Origin of the sequence: Proteus mirabilis ATCC 29906 (assembly GCF_000160755.1) — a bacterium.
Taxonomy (GTDB): Bacteria; Pseudomonadota; Gammaproteobacteria; order Enterobacterales; family Enterobacteriaceae; genus Proteus; species Proteus mirabilis.
Window position 1 is genome coordinate 260757 of the sequence record NZ_GG668576.1, and the last position, 24333, is coordinate 285089.

Genomic DNA, 24333 nt, shown 5'->3' on the forward strand with positions numbered 1-24333 from the left:
AAATATAAAAAAGGCACTAATAAAAGATATAAATAGAAATACTTATATTATCAATGGTGAAGAAATAAAAAGTAAAGATCAAGACGAGGCAATGAAAGAATTTGAAACTTTAACTAAAGATATCTCAGAGGAAAATAAAAAGGCAATTTATTATTTACTAAATCAAGAAGGGATAACCTTAATTAAATCATATAATGATTCTTTTGATTACTACACATTAACAACATCTTTTTCTATGAGTAATGTTGTTAAGCAAGAACAAATTTATAGTATAAAGACTCTTTCTGATGATTTAATTGAATTAAAAATAAAATTTTTTAAAAAAAGTAGCGATAAAATAAATCTAGCTATTCCCTTAGCTCAACCATTTGAAAGTAAGTTATATAATTTTATCTATGATATGGTTGCTATTAATAATAATATCGAAATAACTTATGATAAAATTTTAAATGAAAAGATGAAAGAGATAATAAAACAACTAAATAATAAAAAACCAAGGCTAGGAGAGCTATTCTCCCATCTATTGAGTCGAAATAAAATCATTAAAGAAGACAGCGTTGATATTACGTTAAAACTAAATAAAGGACAACTAGTCTCATTAGGTGGAGAATGCTCATATAATTTTTATTAATTTTATTCTTTGGTCAAAATAGAGCTTCTTGCTATGATGTGAAAAACGTGAGAATAAGTAGAGGCTCCTTTATGTCAAAACCTCATAACCCAGAAATTCAAAAAATTATTAATGAGTTAAAACAACAATATCAAAATGCTGTTGATGCCTTACGTAATGCTATTATTATGTATGCTCAAGATGGAAAATTACCTGATATAAAACAAAGGGCTGAAGGTCTATTTGCTTATCCGCAATTAACCGTACATTGGTATGGTGATGTTAAAAAAGAAGATAAAACAAGAGCTTATGGGCGTTTATCAAAATCAGGTACCTATTCTACTACTATCACCAATCCAACTTTATTTGAAAATTATTTAACTGAGCAACTGCAACTTATTGCGGATGCTTATCATGTCTCTTTTGAAGTGACGGCCTCAAAACAAGAGATACCATATCCTTTTGTCATTGATGGCACTGGCATTGGTTTTGATCGGTCAATGAGCGCCTCTTTAGCAAAATATTTTCCGACTACCGATCTCTCTAAAATTGGTGATGATATTACCGATGGTTTAATTGATGACAGCGAGCTTTTACCTCTTTCACATTTTGATGCACTACGGACGGATTTTTCTTTGGCTCGTTTAAAGCATTATACCGGAACTTTACCTGAAGATGTGCAACCTTATATTTTATTCACCAATTATAACCGCTATGTGGATGAGTTCGTTCGTTGGGCCTGTGCACAAGTTGCTGATAAAAATAGTCCATATTGTGTACTTTCTTGTGCAGGTTTTCAGCAAATAACCGCCGATACGGTTGATCCGGAAAAATTAATTTCTGATCTGACATGGAAAAAATATCAAATGCCCGCCTATCATTTAATTGCAAAAGAAGGGCCGGGAATAACATTAGTGAATATTGGTGTTGGGCCGTCAAACGCCAAAACAATTTGTGATCATCTGGCAGTTTTACGTCCTCATGTTTGGTTAATGATTGGTCATTGTGGAGGCTTAAGAGAAAGCCAATTATTAGGTGATTACGTTTTAGCTCATGCTTATTTACGAGATGATCATATTTTAGATGCTGTATTACCGCCAGATATTCCTATTCCTAATATTGCTGAAGTTCAGCGTGCACTTTATGATGCCACTAAAGCTATTAGCGGTAAGCCTGGACATGAAATCAAACAACGATTAAGAACAGGAACGGTTGTGACAACAGATGATCGCAATTGGGAATTACGTTTTTCAGCAACATCAAGGCGATTTAGTTTAAGTCGAGCCGTTGCCGTGGATATGGAAAGTGCCACTATTGCCGCTCAAGGTTATCGTTTTCGCGTTCCTTATGGCACTTTGTTATGTGTATCTGATAAACCGTTACATGGTGAAATAAAATTACCAGGACAAGCTAATCACTTTTATGAAGGTGCGGTATCAGAGCATTTGCAAATAGGTATTCATGCAATTGAGTTATTAAAAGACGAAGAAGATAAATTACATTCTCGTAAATTAAGAACCTTTAATGAGCCGCCATTTAGATAAGCCATAGCTAAAATTAATAAGATGAAAATTTATATACCCAATATCATTGATTGAATTGGGTATATTTTTACAATATAAAAGGCTAAAAACGTAAATGTCGAGCCGCTTTTCTAAGACGATCATCACCACGTCTATCATAGCGCTGTGTAGTCATAATACTGGCATGACCCATGGCATCTTTTACGGTTACAATATCTTCGCCATTATCTAACATTGCAGAGGCAAAAGTGCGTCGCAGATCGTGAGGAGCAAATTTATCAATGCCACTTTCTTGTTGGCGTGTCTCTAAAATATAATAAATGGCTTGGTCTGTTATTCGTTCATCCGTTACATCATCAAAGCGGCGAATACGTGTGAAAAGGGCGCCATCTTGTGATCCCCTTATTTCATCGATCCATAATTGAACACGCTCCCAAGTATCTTCTGGCATATAGGATATTCTTTCTTTATTACCTTTTCCTCTAACAATAAAAGCTTGATCACGAAATTGAATATGCTCGTAATTAAGCGCAACAATTTCTGAACGGCGTAATCCACAGCCAAGTAGTACACTTAATATGGCCGCATCTCTTAAACCTTTTGAGGAGTGGTCTTTTTCACAACAGCGAAAAAGTGCGCGAATTTCATGTCCAGTAAGCGCTCGACCTTTAGGTAATCGACTGCCTCTTACCGATTTAACTTGGCGAATATGTTGATAGCTTTCTGTATCCATCAATTTCATCGCCCATGCTTCTAAAGCGACACCTTTTAGTGCAGCTAAATAAGTGTTAATCGTGGCGGGTGCTTTATCCGCATTAGATAACATGTCGATAATTGCTTGAATATGGTGGCGGCGAAGTGCTCCCCATTGGCAATGCTTTATTGAAGAGAAGCCAATCATTTTTGCCACGATTGTTAAAAACGATCCCATCGTTTGGCGACTACGTTTAGAGCCTAAACTGCGTAAATAAGCCAGTGCAGGGTTAGTTTGTGTCGGAGAGGTGAAAGTTGCATTGAGATCTAATAATGGTTGTTTTTCCGCCAATACAAGTGATGTTTCTGGTGTTATTTCTTGATCGTCGTGGTGAAAATCCACAGCAATTTCCTTATTAAATTAATATAACTATGCTGAATATTCTAACAGATCTAAAAAAGAAAAAAGCTACTTTTTCAAAGGATCATTTTAATAAGTAGAGGCGATCATGTTTGTTTTTAGTGCATAATGTTTGTTTTATAAACGGTTTTAGAGTGCAAAGTGAACAGTGGGTTTTACCCATGAAAGGAATAAAGAGATCAAAATAGGGGGATGATCGTGGAAATGGCTTAATATTATGCCCTTGGTTTATCTGTATTTTTTATAACAGTCGCTAAAAACCAAAGGCATAGTTTTAAAATAATGAAGGTTAATCTTTATAAATGGCGACTAGTGGTTTGCCATCATTACCAATGGTGCCTCGATACATTCCTTCAGAGTTAAAGCTCATCGTATAGTTTCCAGATTTGTCTAATACGATAACACCACCACTTCCATTTATCGCTTTTACTTCATCAAGTGCATTTTGTGCCGCTTGCTCTAGAGGTAGTTTTTGATATTTAACTTGGGCTGCAATATTAAATGCGGTCAGCGTTCTAATAAACATTTCACCTGATCCTGTTGCCGATACCGCAACCGTTTCATTATCCGCATAATTACCTGCACCGATAATAGGAGAATCGCCCACACGACCATAACGTTTATTGGTCATCCCACCTGTTGATGTTCCCGCCGCTAAATTACCATGTTGGTCTAATGCAACAGCGCCAACAGTGCCATATTTATAATCATACATCATCGGATCAGCAAAAAGAGCCGCAGTTTTACCATCATGATCTAATACAACTTGTTCTTTTTCTAATGCTTTTTGTAGTTGTTGCCAACGATATTCAGTACGAAAATAACTCGGATCAACGATGGTTAACCCTTGCTCTTTGGCAAAAAGATCAGCCCCTTGAGAAACCATCATAACATGTGGACTTTTTTCCATTACCGCAATCGCGGCATTAATCGGATTTTTTACTGTGGTAACACCAGCAACAGCACCCGCTTTGCGCGTTTTACCATCCATAATAGAAGCATCAAGTTCGTTTCTACCATCGTGAGTAAAAACAGCACCTTTACCTGCATTAAAAAGAGGAGAGTCTTCCATAACATTAATCGATTTTTGTACGGCTTCAATACTGGTGCCTCCACTATTTAAAACAGCATATCCAGCATTTAATGCTTCGGTCAGTTTGGCTTTATATTCTTTTTCTTGCTCTGGGGTGATGGTATCTTTCGTTATTGTACCTGCACCACCATGAATAACGAGGCGGATAGGGGCTTGTGTATTATTAGCTAACGCAGAAGAGGCAAAAAGAGTACAAAGGGTAAGTGTAGCGAGCTTATAGTTAATGTTTTTCATATAAACCTTCTCTTAATCGGATTGAGTTGTGTATTTGCAGGGAAGTTATTACTTTAATTGTATATTGTTATTTGATATATAATTATTAACTGCAATAATCACTATATAAAAACTTTACCTAATAAGTGGTCTGATGACAGGCAAAAATAACAAATAATTTCAATTTAAATTAATGCTATAATAATCAAACTGTTATATTTAAGGAGTTTTATGCAATTAATTTAAAATTAAATCTTGCAAATAAAATATTAAAATAAAAGTATGTTGGTTATTATTTATTTTTAATGTTGTTAAATTTATAGCAAAATCAAAAAATAGCTAACTCCATCAACATTAAATATGTGACTTCGATCAATTATCGTAACCAAGTGTTATTATTATATTTTGATTTTAATGAAGCTAATGGATGCTAAATTTTATACATTTTGTGTGTTATCTCGAATAATCAAATTTTGATAGTGTATTATGTGATAAAAGTACTACATTAAATTCACACAACACACTATCATATTCTTATTATATTTTATAATTCATATGGTTAACTTTTGTTTTTCTCTTTTTTTATTTTATTTTAATTCGCTTTATATATATAAATGGACTATTTTTAAAGAAGATGAAATAAAATTAAAAATTGTTATTTAACTATTTTCTTACACACAGTAAATCACAAAAAATTGGGTTATTTATGGCAAAAGGAAGGTTAAATAATTTATATGAAAAATCAAAAAACGAATCGTTTTTTTGTTTACGGCATTATTATTGTTGCAATTATTGCAGCAGGTATTTTTTGGTGGAAAACACAAGCACCAGCACTCCCTGATGGGTTTGCTCAAAGTAATGGGAGAATTGAAGCTACTGAAATTGATATTTCAACCAAAACACCAGGAAGAATTGACACTATTTTGGTCAAAGAGGGGGATTTTGTTAAAGCGGGTGAAGTGTTGGCAACAATGGATACTCGTACCTTAAAAGAGCAACTTCATGAAGTTCAAGCCCAACTAGAGCAAGCCAAAAGTAGCGTTATGACGGCAGAGTCGGCACTTTCTCAACGTCAAAGTGAGCAAGTTGCAGCGCAGGCGGTTGTTCGTCAGCGTATTGCAGAGCTTGACGCATCAGTAAAACGCCTTAATCGCTCTCGGGCATTAGTTAAAACAAAAGCAATTTCCATTCAACAACTGGATGATGATATAGCAAGAACCGAAGGGGCTCGTGCTGCTGTTGAAGCTGCAAAAGCACAAGTGACTGCAACCATTGCGGCAATTGATTCGGCAAAGTCTGGAATTATTCAAGCAAAAACCAAAGTTGATGCAGCAACAGCTACCGAACGACGTATTATGGCTGAGTTGGATGATAGTATCTTAAAAGCTCCTCGTAATGGCCGTGTACAATATCGTGTTGCGGAACCCGGTGAAGTGCTAGGCGCTGGCGGTCGAGTGTTAAATATGGTCGACCTTAGTGATGTGTATATGACATTCTTTTTGCCAACTGAAGCCGCTGGTAAAGCAGCCTTAGGCAGTGATGTCCATATTATTTTGGACGCAGCCCCACATATTGTGATCCCTGCGAAAACGACTTATGTTGCCAGTGTTGCACAGTTTACCCCTAAAACGGTTGAAACTGACAATGAACGTTTGAAACTGATGTTTCGTGTAAGAGCGAGGATCTCCCCTGAATTACTAGAGAAACACCTTGAATATGTCAAAACAGGTTTACCGGGACGTGCCTATATTCGCTTAGATAATAGCCAACCTTGGCCGACTGATTTAGAGGTGAAATTACCACAATGAGTCAACTAATGAGAACGCAAAGTCATTCTCATATCATTGAATTGACTCATGTATCCCAACATTATGGTGATACCAAAGCACTTGATGATGTGACATTGACTATTCCTGCCGGAAAAATGGTCGGCTTAATAGGCCCGGATGGTGTCGGAAAATCGAGTTTAATTTCTCTTATTTCAGGAGCCAGAGAAATTCAGCAAGGGCAAGTGATAGTACTTAATGGTGATATGAATGATGTTAATCACCGGCGAGCTGTTTGCCCCAAAATTGCCTATATGCCACAAGGGTTAGGTAAAAATCTTTATCACACACTTTCTGTTTTTGAAAACGTCGATTTCTTTGGTCGCTTATTTGGTCAATCCAAACAAGAGCGAGAAGAGCGCATCAATGATTTACTTGAAAGTACGGGGTTAGCGCCTTTTAAGGATAGACCTGCGGGTAAACTATCTGGTGGTATGAAGCAAAAACTGGGGCTTTGCTGTGCATTAATTCATGATCCACAATTGCTGATCCTCGATGAACCCACCACAGGGGTTGACCCATTATCACGGGCGCAATTTTGGGAGTTAATTAATCGTATCCGTAAACGTCAAACCAATATGAGCGTATTGGTTGCGACGGCTTATATGGAAGAGGCTGAGCGTTTTGATTGGCTGGTTGCAATGGATGCAGGTAAGGTTTTAGCCACAGGTCATGCGGAAGAATTAAAGGCGCAAACGGCGACAGATGAATTAGAAGCTGCTTTTATTGAGCTTTTACCGGAAGAAAAACGCAAAAACCATCAAAAAGTGATTATTCCTCCACGGGATAAAAGTGATGACGATATTATCGCCATTGAGGCCAAAGAATTAACAATGCGCTTTGGTCAGTTTGTTGCTGTTGATCATGTCAGTTTTCGTATTCCTAAAGGCGAAATTTTTGGTTTTCTAGGCTCGAATGGTTGTGGTAAATCCACCACCATGAAAATGCTTACAGGTTTACTTGAGGCAAGTGAAGGGCGCGCTTGGTTATTTGGGCAAGAGGTTGATCCAAAAGATATCGAAACCCGTAAACGCGTTGGTTATATGTCGCAAGCATTCTCACTGTATAGCGAATTAACGGTTCGACAAAATTTAGAGCTACATGCCAAACTCTTTCATATCCCAGAACAGGATATTCCTCAACGTATCAAAGAAATGAGTGAGCGTTTTAATTTGACCGATGTGGAAGATATGATGCCTGACGGTTTACCTTTAGGTATTCGACAACGCTTATCGTTAGCGGTGGCAGTGATCCACAAACCAGAAATGCTGATCCTTGATGAACCCACCTCTGGGGTTGACCCTATCGCTCGAGATATGTTCTGGAAGCTGATGGTTGATCTCTCAAGACGTGACGGTGTCACTATTTTTATCTCTACCCACTTTATGAATGAAGCGGCGCGCTGTGACAGAATGTCTCTGATGCATGCCGGAAAAGTGCTAGTGACAGATACTCCGGCTAATTTAGTGAAAAATAGTCAATTTGATACACTAGAAGAAGTATTTATTGATTATTTGAAAAAAGCATCCGGTGAAACAGAAACGCCCGATATTGAAGATAAACAGCTACAATTGCCTGCCTCTAGTGAAGAAAGTGCGGAAAAAGCGTTAAAACAACGATTTAGTTTACGCCGTTTATTTAGTTATAGCATTCGTGAGGGGATGGAATTACGCCGTGACCCAGTGCGCCTTACCTTAGCATTACTAGGCACGGTAATATTGATGTTTATTATGGGTTACGGCATCAGTATGGATGTTGAAAACCTACGCTTTGCCATTATGGATAGAGATCAAACAGGGCTAAGTCAGGCTTATAGTCAAAACCTATCAGGCTCTCGCTATTTTATTGAAAAAGCGCCGATTACCGATTATAACCAACTTGAGCGTCGTCTCCGCAGTGGTGATATTACTGTTGCGATTGAAATTCCGCCTAATTTTGCTCGAGATGTTGCTAAAGGACATGAAGTAAAAATAGGGGTTTGGATTGATGGCGCGATGCCAAATCGTGCAGAAACTGTCCGTGGGTATATTCAGGCAATGCATCTAACTTGGATGTTAGATATGGCCATGCGTCAACCTACCAATATGGTTGATCAATTTTCCCCCATTGATATCGAAACCCGTTATCGTTATAACCCTGATGTAAAAAGTTTACCCGCTATAGTACCTGCGGTTATTCCGTTGTTGTTGATGATGATCCCCGCGATGTTAAGCGCCTTGAGTGTGGTACGTGAAAAAGAGCTAGGCTCTATTATTAATTTATACGTTACTCCGGTCACTAAAGCCGAGTTTTTATTAGGCAAACAGATCCCCTATATTTTATTGGGAATGTTTAACTTTTTTATGCTCTGTGCGCTTTCGGTATTTGTTTTTGGTGTCAGTTTTAAAGGAAGCATGTTGACACTCTCATTAGGGGCGTTGCTTTATATCACTATTGCTACGGGAATGGGATTACTGATTTCTTGTTTTATGAAAAGTCAGATTGCGGCTATTTTTGGTACTTCAATTATTACCTTAATTCCTGCTACACAATTTTCCGGCATGATTGACCCAGTATCATCCTTAGAAGGTATTGGTAAATGGATAGGGCATATTTATCCGACTTCTCACTTTCTTACTATCACTCGAGGAACGTTTTCAAAAGGACTTAACTTATTTGATTTGCCTTGGTCTTTTATTCCGTTACTTATCACGATCCCCATTGTGATTGGGCTGAGTGTCTTTTTCTTGAAAAAGCAGGAGGCTTAAATGTGGCATACCGTACAAAATATTTTTAATTTAGGAATAAAAGAGTTACGAAGTTTATCCCGTGATAAGGCGATGCTGGCATTAATTGTGTTTGCCTTTACCGTATCAATATACTCATCGGCTACTGTAACACCGGGCTCATTACACCATGCGCCGATAGCGGTGGCTGATCAGGATAAATCTCAACTTTCGGCTCGTATTGTCAATAGCTTTTATATGCCTTACTTTTTACCCCCTGCAGATATTACACCCGAGCAGATTGATGGTTTATTAGATAGAGGAACTTATACTTTTGCGTTAGATATTCCGCCTAATTTTCAACGCGATCTACTCGCAGGACGTAAGCCAGAAATTCAAGTCAATATTGATGCAACACGGATGAGTCAAGCTTTCTTAGGAAATAGCTATATTCAAAATATCGTTATGGGAGAAGCGAAAACTTTTCTTGCTAAAGAGCGCACTAACGATCCACTGCCTGTGGATTTAGAAGTTAGAATGAGCTTTAACCCAAACTTAACACAATCTTGGTTTGGCTCTGTTATGGCGATAATCAATAACATTACCATGCTATCTATTGTATTAACCGGAGCGGCATTAATACGAGAGCGAGAGCATGGCACTATTGAACACTTATTAGTTATGCCTGTCACACCATTTGAGATCATGCTTTCTAAAATATGGTCAATGGGATTGGTTGTATTGTTAGCGTCAGCCATGTCTTTAGTACTAGTGGTTAAATCACTGCTACATGTGCCGATCGAAGGCTCTGTTTTGTTATTTATGTGTGGGGTGGCGTTAAGTTTATTTGCAACGACATCCATTGGTATTTTCTTAGGCACTATGGCGCGCTCAATGCCACAATTTGGTTTATTGATGATTATGGTATTGTTGCCATTAAATATGTTGTCTGGAGGGATGACCTCAAGAGAGAGTATGCCTCAGTTTGTACAAGATGTGATGCAAACTATGCCAACCACACATTTTGTCAGCCTTGCACAAGCGATATTGTATAGAGGCGCAGATTTCTCGATTGTTTGGCCTCAATTTATCGTTTTAATTATTATTGGCTCAGTCTTTTTTGCATTGGCACTGTTACGTTTTAGAAAAACGATATCTGCAATGGCTTAGTCGTTATGATAAACCGAAAAAAGAGACTTAAGGCATAAAACGATAACCGATCCCCGTTTCAGTAATTAAGTGCACTGGACAGGTGGGATCGGTTTCTATTTTCTGACGTAGATGCCCCATATAAATTCGCAAATAATGGCTATGCTCTACAAAGTTAGGCCCCCAAACATGCTGCATTAAATGACGTTGAGTTAATACTTTTCCACTATTGTTGACAAGTTCACTGAGTAGACGAAACTCGGTCGGAGTAAAGTGAATGGGTACGCCTTGGCGAGTGACTATTCTTTTAACCCAATCAATAGTGATATCACCAAATGTAAATTGAGTCGTTTCTGTTTCTTGTTTGACAAAGCGACGTAATGAAGCACGAACCCGAGCTAGTAATTCACTCATACCGAAGGGTTTAGTTAAATAATCATCAGCTCCAGCGTCTAAAGCATCAACTTTATCTTGTTCAGAATCTCTGGCGGATAACACAATAATCGGCGTGCTACTCCATTGACGGAAATCTTGAATAAAGCAAAGCCCATCTTTATCAGGTAATCCCAGATCAAGAATGACTAAATCAGGTTTTCTTGATGCTGCCTCTATTAATCCTCGTTGACATTCTGAGGCGTCATAAACACGAAAACCTTCGTTCTCTAATGCAAGGCGAACGAATCGTAAGATCTCTTTTTCATCTTCAACAATCAATATGTTATATGGCGTCACTGTTTTATTTCAATCTCATCAATATTCGGTAGTGATTTTAAAGGTAAAACAAAGTGAAAACTGGCTCCACCTTTTTTATTATTTTCAGCCCAAATTTTACCTTCATGTAAGTGGATAATAGCACTGCAAATAGCAAGACCCAGCCCAACCCCCGGAATGGCGGACTCTTTTACTGCACGTGAAAATTTATTAAAAATAAGCTGCAATTGTTCAGTGGGAATACCTGCGCCTTCATCCCAAACTTCAACATGAATTTGATCCTCTTCAACCGTAGCTTTTATGCCTAATTTGGTTTGTGATGCGGTATATTTGACTGCATTTTCTAACAAATTAGTTAACACGCGCTCAATTAACAGACTATCGCAATAGAGTAATAAATCAGCTGGAATATCAATTTGTAATGGGTGTTTATCAAGTAAATAAGAGAGTGAACGTACTGCACTTCCAGCAATTTCTTGCAGTAAATTCCACTGCAGGTTGACTTGGATACCCCCTGATTGAATACGTGCCATATCCAGTAAATTGTTGACTAAGCGAGAGGTCGTCAAAATTTGTTGGCGGATCTGACTGACTTGTTCAGTATGAGCAGAGCCTTCAGCACTTAAGTCTAGAAGAAGAATTTCAGACTGGCCAAACAGGACGGTAAGTGGTGTTTTTAGATCATGAGAAAGGGCGGCTAAGAGCGCATTTCTTAATTGTTCTCGTTCTATATTAATACGAGATTGTTCGGCCATTTCCGCCTGCTGTAACCGTTCAAGAGCATTGGCAATTAGGCCATTAAATGTCTGTAGGAGTTGCTGTTGTTCAGGAATAAGTACTTGGCGTAGATTATTTGGCTCAATCGCTAAAATCGCTAATACTTGTTGAGATGCGCTAATAGGGTGCAACTGATAAGGGACACTAGGTAGGGTATCCGTTCCTGCACCTGCGATTTGATCTTTATCCCAACACCAACGGGCAATACCACTATCAATGGGAAGTTGTCCCATACCTTCAGCATTGTATGGCGTTAATTCACCATGATGATTAGGCATTAATAAACAAACTTTGGCATCAAAAGCACTTGATAAAAAATGATAACTAGTACGTACCACTTCTTCTAAAGTCAGTGCCCGACTCAGCTCTCGGGTCATTTCAAATAAATGACGAGTACGTTGTTCTCTATAACGAGCAACCCGGGTTTGATAACGCATTCCCGCAGTTAAATTGCCCACCACTAACCCAACAATGAGCATTACGGAAAAAGTCACTAAATACTGCATATCTAATACAGCCAGTGAAAAATGCGGTTGTACAAAGAACAAATCAAAACTTATCACATTGATTAAAGCGGCAAAAATAGAAGGGCGACGACCAAAAAATAGCGCGATAAGAACAACGCCTAATAAATAAAGAGTAACTAAATTCGCCTTATCTAACGCTAACAAAAAAGTACGTGAAAAAAGCGTAATAGCTAGACATAAACCAATAGCTGTTAGATAGCCTTTAAGATTTTGACGCCATTTATCATTTTGTGGCACAAATGTTTTTGTTTTATAACGCGGCTCTTCTTCATTTAAAGCGACACTGATAACATGTAAGTCAGGTGCATAACGCGCTAACCTTTCTGCGAAACGCATGCGAACCCAACGTTTTAACCATTGCCACTTTTGATAGGGGCGTTGACCGATAATCACCTTGCCTAAATTATGCTCTCTGGCATAGCGGATCACCGCTTTTTCCGCTTGATTATCAGAAAGGATCGCCGTTCTTGCCCCTAGGTGTTGTGCTAACTTGAGGGAATGTAAAATAGCACGGCGTTTATGCTCACCTATCTGATGTAGCTTTGGTGTTTCAACATAAATAGCATGCCATTGGCAACCAAAAGCAGCAGCATAACGAGCAGCAGTACGCACTAATTTATCATTTCTTCCATGAGCACCAAGACAAACCATTAAACTATCAGTAGTATGCCAAACAGGCGTACCACCTTGGCTATCACGGAATTCTTTTACTTGGGAATCAACGCGATCTGCCATTCGTCTTAGGGCAAGCTCTCGTAATGCAATCAAATTACCTTTACGAAAAAAATGCTCTATTGCACGCTCTGCTTGTCCTGCCAGATAAACTTTGCCTTCATTTAAGCGCTGTTGTAGGTCGTCTGGTGGTAAGTCGACCATAACTACTTCATCGGCATTATCAAAGATATAATCAGGAATCGTCTCTTGAACGCGAATGCCAGTAATACTACCAACAATATCATTAAGACTTTCAATATGTTGTACATTAATGGTGGTTAAAACATCGATGCCCGCATCAAGTAACTCTTCAACATCTTGCCAACGTTTTGGATGACGACATTTATGTGGATTACTAAAAGCCAATTCATCCATTAAGATCACCGCAGGATGTCTTGCTAAGGCCGCATCTAAATTAAAGGCAGAGAGCTTTCTACCACGATAATGTAATTTTAATGGCGGTAATAACGGTAATCCCTCAAGTTGTTGTGCCGTTTCTTGGCGCTGATGGGTTTCTACAACCCCAGCTAAGACATCAATACCTTGCTGATGTAAACGTTGAGCTTCTTGTAACATGGCGTAGGTTTTACCTACGCCGGCACAGGCACCAAAAAAGATCTTTAATCGTCCTCGATGGGGTGCTCGCGTTAATGCCAGCAAATCATCAGGAGAAGGGCGTTGCCACTGCGGAGCTTGTTCCATTTTATTACCCGCTCACTTTATTGTTTTTTTCTGCACTCAATCTATCAAGTGCCTGATTGAGTTTAAAGACATTCACCACAGGTTCACCTAAAAATGGTATTAATGGCGATGTCGTATTTTCTGTAATTAATTGTTTTATTTCATTTATTGTGAATTGACGTAATAACGCAATATGCGGTGCTTGGTAATAAGCGGCAGCCAATGAAATATGAGGATCAAGCCCACTGGCGGAAGCAGTCACTAAATCAACAGGAACGACTTGATGATTATCAACCCTTTTTTGCCATAAACGAACACCTACAGCCACTTTCTCGCTTAAGAGTGGATTTGATATAGCAAGTTGGCTAGCGCCGGAAGCCATACTATTGTAAGGCATTTCACTTGTCATTGAGGGGCGACCTTGAAAGTAATCGGCTCGATTAAATGACTGTCCAATCAATTCAGAGCCAATCAGTTTATCGTCCTGATAAACCAGTGAACCATTTGCTTGCCAAGGGAAAAACAATTGAGCTAATCCGGTTATAAATAAAGGATAGGCTAATCCAGTGATAAGTGTCAGTAATACTAACATCACTAAAGATGAACGAAAAAGATGCATAGTATTCTCCTTAAAGCCCAATAATAGCTAAAATCATATCGATGAGTTTAATGCCTAAAAAAGGAACAATTAACCCACTTATTCCGTATAAAGAGAGATTACGGCGTAATAATGAATGAGCAGAAACAGGACGATAATGCACACCTTTCAACGCTAAAGGGATCAAAAAGACGATGATCAAAGCATTAAAAATAACGGCTGATAACATCGCGGATGCTGGGGAGTGTAATCCCATAATATTGAGCATATTCAATTGTGGATATGTCACCGCAAAAGCTGCGGGAATAATGGCAAAATATTTTGCGATATCATTGGCAATACTAAAGGTGGTTAGGGCGCCACGGGTCATAAGCATTTGTTTACCAATATGAACGACTTCAATTAATTTGGTGGGATTTGAGTCCAAATCAACCATATTGCCTGCTTCTTTAGCGGCTTGCGTTCCTGAATTCATGGCCACAGCAACATCGGCTTGCGCTAAAGCCGGCGCATCATTAGTACCATCTCCGGTCATAGCGACAAGTCGACCTTCTGATTGATATTGACGGATCAACGCCAGTTTAGCCTCTGGAGTGGCTTGCGCAAGAAAATCATCTACACCGGACTCGGCAGCAATGGCCGCCGCAGTAAGATGGTTATCACCGGTGATCATCACGGTTTTAATGCCCATTTGGCGAAGTTGAGCAAAGCGCTCTTTGATACCCCCTTTGACGATATCTTTAAGTTCAACTACACCAAGGATATTTTGATTTTCAACGACGACTAATGGCGTAGCACCAGCTCTTGCGACTTGCTCGACTATGGTGTTGACTTCATCGGGAAAATGGCTATGACTAACTTCGATATGGCGACGAATAGCATCAACCGAGCCTTTACGTATAATACGCTCGCCAATATTTACGCCACTCATTCTGGTCATCGCTGAGAATGGAACAAAAGAGGCTCCCATCGAAGTTAAATCTCGTTCACGTAAATTAAAGCGCTGTTTGGCTAATATAACGATGCTACGACCCTCAGGTGTTTCATCTGCTAAAGAGCTTAATTGCGCCGCATCTGCCAATTGTTTTTCAGTTATTCCTGATAGAGGAATAAAACGAGAAGCTTGGCGATTACCTAAAGTAATTGTCCCTGTTTTATCGAGTAATAAAACATCAACGTCTCCTGCGGCTTCTACTGCACGTCCACTCGTCGCAATCACATTAGCGTCTAACATCCGGCTCATACCTGCCACACCAATAGAAGAGAGTAGTCCGCCGATGGTTGTAGGGATCAGACAAACTAATAATGCGATTAACGTTACAACAGAAATAACCTCACCATGCTCTTGGAATTGCACGGCAAACACACTAAAAGGATAGAGTGTGGTACAAGCGAATAAAAAGATCAGCGTTAGGGCCGTTAATAAAATAGTTAATGCAATTTCATTCGGCGTTTTTCTGCGTTTAGCCCCTTCCACCATACCAATCATACGATCGAGGAAAGAGTTACCCGCTTCAGCACTACAACGAATAATCAACCAGTCAGATAACACACGAGTCCCTCCAGTAACAGAAGAAAAATCGCCACCTGACTCACGAATAACGGGAGCTGATTCACCGGTGATCGCACTTTCATCAACAGAAGCGCCGCCTTCAATCACTTCACCATCACAAGGAATTACCTCGCCAGCATTGACCAAAACAATATCGCCTTTATGTAATAAAAGTGAATCAATGATTTCTTGGGGAGCGTGAAGATCAGCATGCTGTAAGCGCACCGCTTTAGATTGTTGTTTCGCACCTCGTAAGCTTGCCGCCTGTGCTTTACTACGACTTTCTGCTAAAGATTCAGCAAAATTGGCAAATAGTAGGGTTATCCATAACCAAAGCATGACTTGAAAAGTAAAATGATTATCTGGTGGTAGATACCCCAGTAAAACGGCAAACCAAATACCCGTAGTGAGTAGTGCACCAACATAAACAATAAACATCACCGGATTATGCCATTGCGCTTGAGGGGTGCATTTTTTGATAGCATCCAAGAAAGCCGACATCATTGTTTTTCTATTAAAAAGAGGTGTTTTTTTCATGATGAGTGTCCTTATTTAGCCCATAACAACTGTAAATGCTCAGCAATAGGGCCTAGTGCTAATGCCGGAACAAAGGTGAGCGCACCAATCATTATTACTGTGAGGAACAATAGAAAAATAAATAGCGGTGAAGTAGTGGACAATGTGGCTAAACTTTCAGCTTGGCGTTTTTTTATTGCCAAACTACCGGCGATAGCTAAGACAGGCAACATGACACCAAAACGTCCGACAAGCATAGTGATACCTAATAACAGATTATAAAAAACAGAATTAGCATTCAGTCCGGCGAAAGCACTGCCATTGTTATTGGCAGCTGAAGTAAAAGCGTATAAAACTTCACTAAAACCATGAGGACCAGGATTTAAAATCGCTTCGCGACCTACTTCGCTAAAGAGGGCAAGTGTTGTACCTAATAAGGTGATTGCTGGTGATATTAAAATAGCGACAGCAACCCATTTCATTTCTGCTACACCAATTTTTTTGCCGAGATATTCAGGTGCTCGACCCACCATTAATCCAGCGATAAAAACAGCTAACAAAACATACAAGATCATGCCATAAAAACCAGAACCAACACCGCCGAAGATGACTTCTCCAGTTTGCATTAACCACATAGGAACCATACCTCCTAATGCAGTTAATGAATCATGCATGGCATTTACTGCACCACAAGAAGCGGCTGTAGTGACGGCAACAAATAACGCACTGCCTATTAAACCAAAGCGACTCTCTTTACCTTCCATATTTAATGAACTATCCGCACCCATTAAAGTAAATTGTGGGTTACCTCGCCATTCAGCCCAAACAATCACGCTAACCGCAACAATAAAAATCAATGTCATTACCCAAAGTAAGGTATAGCCTTGCCGTTGTGTGCCACTCAGTCGGCCAAAGGCGAAGCATAGCGCGGTAGGTAACAGGAATATGGCAAGTATTTGCAAAAAGTTACTGAAAGAGGTTGGGTTTTCATAAGGATGAGCAGAGTTTGCTGCAAAATAGCCTCCTCCATTGGTTCCTAACAGTTTAATTGCCTCTTGAGAAGCAACGGGGCCCATTGGTAACCATTGCTGATTTTCAAGTCCTTGGCTTAATAGCGCGGGATGGAAATTTTGGATCACGCCTTGGCTAACAAATAACAGTGACCAAATAATGGCTAAAGGTAGTAACAGATATAGGGTAATACGACCGATATCTACCCAAGCATTACCAATGGAATGGCAAGAAGATTGTGTTAATGCTCTGATCAATACAAAGGCAACAGCGATCCCCGTTGTTGCTGATAAGAAATTTTGTACTGTAAGCCCCATCATTTGGCTTAAATAGCTGACGGCTGTTTCACCGCTATAGGCCTGCCAATTGGTATTAGTAATAAAACTAATGGTGGTATTTAATGCTAAATCCCAACTCATATTAGGTGCAAACTGTGGATTTAAAGGTAAATAACCTTGATTAAGTAAAATTACCAATAATAAAAGTGCTCCCATTGAGTTAAAAATTAACAGGGCGAACATATAGTGATACCAACTCATAGGCTGAATTGCTTTGCCGGCAGGTTTAAAACCACAGCTACGCCAAATAACCTGTTCTGTTTTTGTTACCCAATGAGGTAAATCACCTTCTATGAGACGAGCAAGATAATTGCCAATCACTTTTCCCATAATCAGTAAGACGGTGAGAAAAACGGCAATATAGATCAACGTTGTTGTTGCCATTTTTAAAATGCCTCTGCATGAAACAACACATAAATAAGATAAGCAGTGAGCACAATAACTAATGCCACAGCACCGAATATCAACATTTGAACTATCCTTTTGCGATTTAGATTGAGTAAAGCTACTGAAAGAGGTGTAAAGATGTTGATAAAAGCGCTCTGACGGATGTAAAAAAAGTATAAAAATGCTGACCAAACCTAAATCAAGGCTTAATGGTGGAATATTTTATTCCTCAATGGGTTGAAATAATGCCATCCCTTTGTTAGATGTAATAAATAGTCGAATAATCTGCTGATTAAGCAGGCTGAAAATACCCCTTCACGAGGAGAGATTGAATGAATGCTATCTATTTAAAGACCAAGTGGTTTTTCTACTTCTTAGGCCTATTAATGGTTTCATCTATCTTTATGGTAAAAGCAATGGCAAATTCTGATAAAGCAGATCTAGTAACACTGGCACAAGAGGGAAACTTGCCAGAATTAAAGCGCCAGATAGCGCAAGGAGAGAATATTGAACAACGAGATATCAAATTGCGTACACCGCTAATGGCGGCTACTCATGCGAATCAAATTGAGGTGGCAAAATACCTGATTGAACAAGGGGCTAACGTCAATGCCCGCGATGCTATCTATGATTCACCTTATCTTTATGCTGGAGCGAGAGGATTGCAGGAAATTTTAGCTTTAACCTTAGCCCATGGCGCAGATCTGAATAGCATCAACCGTTATGGTGGTACGGCATTGATTCCTGCGGCGGAGCGCGGCCATGTTGCCACAGTAAAAACCTTGATTGATGCCGGTGTAGATGTCAATCATGTTAATCGCCTTGGTTGGACTGCGTTAATTGAAGCCATTATTTTAGGTGATGGAAGTCAAAAATATGCAGATATCGTGACGTTGCTGATCGATGGTGGGGCGGATGTTAATTTGGCTGATGGATCTGGACGTACACCATTAACCTTAGCGAAAGATAAAGGCTATACCAATATCATCAATATTCTTCAACAAGCAGGGGCAAAATAATGTCAGATAAGCAATTTATACAGCAAGCCATTTCGCTTGCCACAGAGAATGTGAAAGTTGGTGGGCGTCCCTTTGGCGCGGTGATCGTGAAAAATGGCCAAGTGATTGCTCATGCTGTTAATCAAATTACAGCGACAAATGATCCAACTGCACATGCAGAATTATTAGCATTACGAGAAGCCGGAAAAGTGTTAGGACGAGCAAAATTGGATGATTGTGTGGTTTATGCCAGTGGTCAACCTTGTCCAATGTGTTTGGCGGCTATGCGTATGGCGGGGATCTCACAAATATTTTATGCTTACTCTAATGATGATGCCCAGCCTTATGGATTATCGACAGCCAATATTGCTAAGGCATTAAGAGTCGCTCCGGAGCAACAAGAAGGGTTGCAATTTGTGCAAATAAAACCTGAAGACGAAAAACAACCGGCACTTTATCAGCTGTGGTCTCAACAATCTTAACTAAAAATAACAGCCCAATAAAACGTTATTTAGGGCTGTTCTTCTTTTTATCGAATCAGTTGATTAGCAAAATAACTGTTTTTCAACAGGAGTAATCGAGAGTAGGGATTGCCAGCTTTTAAGCGTTAACGTTGCTAACATGGCAAGACCTTCATAATAAGGGAATGCCCCTTGTAATGACAATTTCTCTAGATAGCGATAAGCCCAAGGTAATAAATGTTCAGCAAGTAGTTCAGTTAATTTTTCAGGGCGTGTTTCTGCAACCCATGCCACCATCATCACCATTAAACCAAAGTGATCTTCAGGTTCATTTTGAGTCAAGGCAATATCAATACCATTCTCCAGCATCCATTCACGTAAATCTAAGGTTGAATCACCAAATAAGACATTCTCATGATCAAGATACACTGATCCCCAAGGTGGTGCAGGTAGCGCATAAGGCCCAATAAATAAACGTTGATAGGCTTGTGCTAATGTTTCATCTTGATAGGTAGTTTGCGCCAATAATGAGGCAATGCGTTGTTTTTCTTCTTCAGAGCCATAAGGCCATTCAGTTAACCATTTGCCGCTTGAGAGTAACTCAACAATGTCACTTTTTTCAGTTGGTGGGTAATAGAAAGCAGCCCCAATAATACGGGCAGAGAGAGAAATATCTGTAATAACTTGTTGTTCCATAATATTTTTATTATCCGCTGAAATGTATATTATCTATAATAGGTTATTCCCTATATAAACATAATGACTAAGATTAAAAAAGGGTAACACAGTAAAAGAAAACCGCCATTACGGCGGTTTTTAAGGATAAATAGGTTGATTAACCTACAACAGCCATTCCTACTGTCATATGTAAGCCATAGAATACGCCACGACCAATAAATTCACCAACAAACACCAAAATAAAACCTAACACCATTAAAGAAACAGAAGGATTATTTTTGCGTAATAACGGTGCTATCCAACAAGCTAACCCTAATGTTAGGGCAATCAATTTAATGCCCATTAAAAAACCGTAATCAGGAACTAAATCAACCGCTTTTTGTACGGAGGTTTGAATTGAACCCAATTCAAAGCCTTGAGAGGTAGCCACAATAGCACTGATAATAATGGCGATGACACTTAATAGCGGTAATGCACTAATACAATTTAAGTTAAAACCGGCAATACGCATTAACAGTGCCGCTAAAATAGGACCACCAATAAATGCGGTTAGTACGAAGTTAACTGTGGTATAGCCATTATACCAAGTAGGTACAGTATCAATTTGATAAACTCGCGAAATAGCCGTGATAAATAGCACCGCAAGTATCATGACAACCACTAGCCACAATTTACCTAATGCAGCAGGCATTTTATTTAACACACTAATTAGCCAATATAGGCCACCTAAAGCAAAGAATGTGGCACCACTGGCAATTTCATTACTTAATGATGAATGACCAAAACGGATAAAAGAGTTAAAGGCACGCATTGGGGTTCCCATGTGGATCATGGAGAGTAAAAAACCAATCCCCATTAATAACCACAAACCAAACATGCTGTAATGCACTTTGCGATTTAACGCTTCAGGCAGTTTGCCTGAAAGAATGGCGCACCCCATAATAATAAAGGCGCCAGCCACACTTTGACCAATAACGGTAAAGAACATCAGTGGCCATTCATGTAATCCCATGCCCATCTTAAACCTCCTCTGGGTTAGCCAGATGCCCGGTGGTGTCACCTACAGGTCGGCTATTGGCATTTAATTTAAGAACAATATTCGGTTTAGTGTATTTCGCAGATGGAAGAGGGGCTATTTCAGCAAGATCACCATATTTAGCGCGTAACTCTTCAATCGGTGCCATATCTAATGCACGCAATGGGCAAGATCCGACACAAATTGGCTTTTTACCTTCAGCAACACGCTCATAACAACCATCACATTTGGTCATGTGGCCTTTGACTTCATCAAACTGTGGTGCACCATAAGGACATGCCATATGGCAATAACGACAGCCTATACACACTTCTTCATTTACCACCACAAAACCATCTTCGCGTTTGTGCATGGCGCCACTTGGACAGACTTTTACGCAAGCCGGATCGTCACAGTGGTTACATGAAATAGATAAGTAGTAAGCAAAAACGTTTTGCGTATACACACCATCTTGCTCGGTCCAATCACCACCGGCATATTCATAAATACGGCGGAAATTGACCTCAGGGGATAAATTTTTAAAATCCTTGCACGCGAGTTCGCAGGTTTTGCAGCCGGTGCAACGACTTGAATCGATATAAAAACCATATTGCGTTGACATAACCAGACTCCTTACGCCTTGACGACTTCAACAAGATTACTGTGAGAAGGATTACCCTTAGCAAGTGGTGAAGGGCGTTGGGTCGTTAACACGTTAATGCAACCTGCATGATCAATACGGTTACTGTCTGGGTTATACCAAGCCCCTTCACTTAATCCCACAACGCCCGGCAAAATACGTGGTGTCACTTTAGCGTTGATACGTACTTCACCGCGATCGTTATAAATACGAACTAAATCGCCGTGTTTGATACCACGTTTTGTAGCATCAACAGGGTTTATCCAAATTTCTTGTGGACAAGCCGCTTTTAATACATCTACGTTGCCATAAGTTGAGTGGGTACGAGCTTTATAGTGAAAACCCGTCATTTGTAATGGGTATTTATCCATAGCAGGGTCGCCATAGCTTTCAAAACCTGCGGAGTAGATTGGCAGTGGATCAATCACATCGTCTGCCGCTAATTCCCATGTCGCTTTAATTTCAGCTAATTGCGAAGAATAAATTTCAATTTTTCCTGATGGCGTTGTCAGCGGATTGTTGAGTGGATCAGCGCGGAATTCACGGTAAGCCACATGATGGCCTTGTGGATCACGTTTTTTAAAGATACCTTGTGCCCGAAATTCTTCAAAGGTAGGCAGTTCTGGTAAATTTTGACGAGATTGCTCATAAAGATGGCGTAACCACTCTTCTTGGGTACGATTTTCGGTAAATTTCTCACCCACCCCCATACGTTTAGCAATTTCGCTGGTCATCTCATAGATATTGCGACTTTCAAAACGTGGCTTAATCGCTTGGTCAGCGAAAATCACGTAAGCCATATTCCCCGCAGAAGCATCCATACAGAAATCCATTTGCTCTGATGCCGTGCAATCTGGCAGTAAGATATCTGCATATTTTGCCGATGCGGTCATATGATTATCGATAACCACAATCATTTCGCATTTTTTATCGTCTTGTAGGATTTCATGAGTACGGTTTATTTCTGAATGTTGGTTAACTAAGCAGTTCCCCGCATAGTTCCAGACCATTTTAATAGGTACATCCAGTTTATCTTTACCTCGCACGCCATCACGTGTTGCGGTCATTTCAGGGCCACGTAAAATGGCATCTGTCCACATAAACATAGAAATACTGGTCGTGACAGGGTTAGTTAAGGTTGGCATACGGACAAAAGGAATGCTGTAAGAGCCTTCACGGGCACCGGTATTGCCCCCATTTATTCCCACATTACCTGTTAAGATAGCGAGCATTGCAATAGCGCGAGAGGCTAATTCGCCATTTGAACGGCGTTGTGGGCCCCAACCTTGAGTAATATAAGCCGGCTTAGCACCGGCGATTTCACGGGCTAATTTAACAATACGTGCCGCGGGAATGCCGGTAATTTGTGCTGCCCATTCTGGGGTTTTGGGTTGACCATCTGCGCCATCACCTAAAATATAGGCTTTATAGTGGGCGTTTTTAGGTGCCCCTTCTGGCATCGTGGTTTCGTCGTAACCTACGCAGTATTTATCTAAGAAGGGTTTATCGACTAAATCTTCTTTGATCATGACATAAGCTAACGCATTAACTAAGGCTGCATCAGTACCTGGACGAATGGGGATCCACTCATCCTCACGACCTGCACCAGTATCAGTATAGCGAGGATCAATAATTATCATGCGAGCATCTGATTTTTCACGAGCTTGCTCAACATAATAAGTTACACCACCGCCACTCATACGTGTTTCGCCGGGATTATTACCAAACATAACAACCAATTTAGTATTTTCGATGTCTGAAGGACTATTGCCGTCAGCCCATCCCCCATAGGTGTAATTTAAGCCTGCCGCGATCTGCGCAGTACTATAATCGCCATAATGGTTGAGATAACCACCACAGCAATTCATTAAACGGGCAATAAGGGTTGCTCCTGGTGGCCAAGATTTTGTCATGGTGCCACCGAGGGTGCCTGTACCGTAATTTAGATAAATAGATTCATTGCCATAATCTTTTATCAGGCGTTTCATGGTGTGGGAAATAGTATCAAAGGCTTCATCCCAAGAGATACGTTCAAATTTACCTTCACCACGTTTACCTACGCGTTTCATGGGATAACGTAAGCGATCTGGATTATAAACACGTCGACGCATAGAGCGACCACGTAAGCAAGCTCGTACTTGATGGAACTCGTCGTAAACGTCATTGCCGGTATTGTCTGTTTCAACGTACTTAATTTCGCCATCAACGACATGCATACGCAATGGACAACGACTACCGCAATTGACGGTACATGCACTCCAGACAACTTTTTCTTTATTGGTAGATGTCGGCGCTGTTTGCTCCGAAGCCATGGCTTGGCTAAAGGGGAGAGATAATCCACCTGCCGTTGCAACTAATCCACCAGCAGCTCCCACTTTGACAAAGCGTCGGCGAGATAGGGGGGTGGAAAGTAACGTCATCTCTTTGATGTTTTTCATACATTACTCACTTAATTATATTTTTAAGAAGAAAAATAAAGAGCTTATATAGAAATTA

General features: G+C 39.9%; 17 protein-coding genes and 1 pseudogene. 7 read left to right on the forward strand and 11 right to left on the reverse strand.

All coding sequences use genetic code 11. From position 1 onward, the window contains the following. Positions 1-631: pseudogene (locus tag HMPREF0693_RS01200) on the forward strand (hypothetical protein); the annotation flags it as partial. Positions 632-702: 71 nt separating this feature from the next. Next, a complete protein-coding gene (locus HMPREF0693_RS01205) occupies positions 703-2154 on the forward strand; it encodes an AMP nucleosidase (protein WP_004242872.1) in 1452 nt (483 codons plus the stop codon). Between the two features lie 82 nt (positions 2155-2236). Here HMPREF0693_RS01205 and HMPREF0693_RS01210 read toward each other — a convergent pair whose 3' ends face one another. Next, entirely contained in the window at positions 2237-3229 is a 993-nt protein-coding gene (locus tag HMPREF0693_RS01210) for a tyrosine-type recombinase/integrase (protein WP_004242875.1), read from the reverse strand. Between the two features lie 307 nt (positions 3230-3536). Beyond that, positions 3537-4574, reverse strand: coding sequence for an isoaspartyl peptidase/L-asparaginase family protein (locus tag HMPREF0693_RS01215; RefSeq protein WP_004242876.1), 1038 nt, complete (start codon positions 4572-4574; stop codon positions 3537-3539). A gap of 713 nt (positions 4575-5287) precedes the next feature. Between HMPREF0693_RS01215 and HMPREF0693_RS01220 the strand changes: the two genes are divergently transcribed. The 3 genes from HMPREF0693_RS01220 to HMPREF0693_RS01230 are packed head-to-tail and all read left to right on the forward strand — an operon-like array spanning position 5288 to position 10254. Beyond that, positions 5288-6361: an HlyD family secretion protein gene (locus tag HMPREF0693_RS01220; RefSeq protein WP_004242877.1), complete on the forward strand. Its 1074-nt coding sequence runs from the start codon at positions 5288-5290 to the stop codon at positions 6359-6361. Continuing rightward, positions 6358-9126 (forward strand): ribosome-associated ATPase/putative transporter RbbA, encoded by a 2769-nt coding sequence (gene rbbA / locus HMPREF0693_RS01225; protein WP_004242879.1) that lies wholly within the window; start codon positions 6358-6360, stop codon positions 9124-9126. Before HMPREF0693_RS01220 ends, rbbA begins: the two co-directional genes overlap by 4 nt. Further along, positions 9127-10254, forward strand: a complete 1128-nt coding sequence (locus tag HMPREF0693_RS01230) for an ABC transporter permease (RefSeq protein ID WP_004242881.1) — start codon at positions 9127-9129, stop codon at positions 10252-10254. A gap of 27 nt (positions 10255-10281) precedes the next feature. Here HMPREF0693_RS01230 and kdpE read toward each other — a convergent pair whose 3' ends face one another. From kdpE to kdpA, 5 genes are read right to left on the reverse strand one after another with little or no spacing between them, the layout of a single operon-like run. Next, positions 10282-10965: a two-component system response regulator KdpE gene (gene kdpE, locus HMPREF0693_RS01235; protein ID WP_004242882.1), complete on the reverse strand. Its 684-nt coding sequence runs from the start codon at positions 10963-10965 to the stop codon at positions 10282-10284. Then, a complete protein-coding gene (kdpD, locus tag HMPREF0693_RS01240; RefSeq protein ID WP_004242883.1) occupies positions 10962-13664 on the reverse strand; it encodes a two-component system sensor histidine kinase KdpD in 2703 nt (900 codons plus the stop codon). The genes kdpE and kdpD overlap by 4 nt, the downstream gene beginning before the upstream one ends. A 4-nt stretch (positions 13665-13668) precedes the next feature. Continuing rightward, positions 13669-14262: a potassium-transporting ATPase subunit KdpC gene (kdpC, locus tag HMPREF0693_RS01245; protein ID WP_004242884.1), complete on the reverse strand. Its 594-nt coding sequence runs from the start codon at positions 14260-14262 to the stop codon at positions 13669-13671. 10 nt (positions 14263-14272) lie between these two features. Beyond that, complete coding sequence (gene kdpB, locus HMPREF0693_RS01250; RefSeq protein ID WP_004242885.1) at positions 14273-16330, reverse strand: potassium-transporting ATPase subunit KdpB; 2058 nt, start codon at positions 16328-16330, stop codon at positions 14273-14275. Between the two features lie 11 nt (positions 16331-16341). After that, positions 16342-18042, reverse strand: coding sequence for a potassium-transporting ATPase subunit KdpA (gene kdpA, locus HMPREF0693_RS01255; protein WP_004242886.1), 1701 nt, complete (start codon positions 18040-18042; stop codon positions 16342-16344). 335 nt (positions 18043-18377) lie between these two features. On the opposite strand from kdpA, the gene HMPREF0693_RS01260 reads away from it, so the two are divergent. Beyond that, positions 18378-19064: an ankyrin repeat domain-containing protein gene (locus HMPREF0693_RS01260; RefSeq protein ID WP_004242887.1), complete on the forward strand. Its 687-nt coding sequence runs from the start codon at positions 18378-18380 to the stop codon at positions 19062-19064. Beyond that, positions 19064-19525: a nucleoside deaminase gene (locus HMPREF0693_RS01265; protein ID WP_004242888.1), complete on the forward strand. Its 462-nt coding sequence runs from the start codon at positions 19064-19066 to the stop codon at positions 19523-19525. The genes HMPREF0693_RS01260 and HMPREF0693_RS01265 overlap by 1 nt, the downstream gene beginning before the upstream one ends. A 63-nt stretch (positions 19526-19588) precedes the next feature. On the opposite strand, the gene dmsD is transcribed toward HMPREF0693_RS01265, so the two are convergent. The 4 genes from dmsD to dmsA all read right to left on the reverse strand — a co-directional run bounded on the left by dmsD (position 19589) and on the right by dmsA (position 24275). Beyond that, complete coding sequence (gene dmsD, locus HMPREF0693_RS01270) at positions 19589-20200, reverse strand: Tat proofreading chaperone DmsD (RefSeq protein ID WP_004242890.1); 612 nt, start codon at positions 20198-20200, stop codon at positions 19589-19591. A 139-nt stretch (positions 20201-20339) separates the two neighbouring features. After that, positions 20340-21200: a DmsC/YnfH family molybdoenzyme membrane anchor subunit gene (locus tag HMPREF0693_RS01275; RefSeq protein ID WP_004242891.1), complete on the reverse strand. Its 861-nt coding sequence runs from the start codon at positions 21198-21200 to the stop codon at positions 20340-20342. A 1-nt stretch (position 21201) separates the two neighbouring features. Then, the gene (locus HMPREF0693_RS01280; RefSeq protein ID WP_004242892.1) at positions 21202-21819 is read right to left on the reverse strand and encodes a DMSO/selenate family reductase complex B subunit; all 618 of its coding nucleotides are present in this window, start codon (positions 21817-21819) and stop codon (positions 21202-21204) included. An 11-nt stretch (positions 21820-21830) separates the two neighbouring features. After that, positions 21831-24275, reverse strand: coding sequence for a dimethylsulfoxide reductase subunit A (gene dmsA / locus HMPREF0693_RS01285; protein ID WP_004242893.1), 2445 nt, complete (start codon positions 24273-24275; stop codon positions 21831-21833). Positions 24276-24333: the final 58 nt, after the last annotated feature.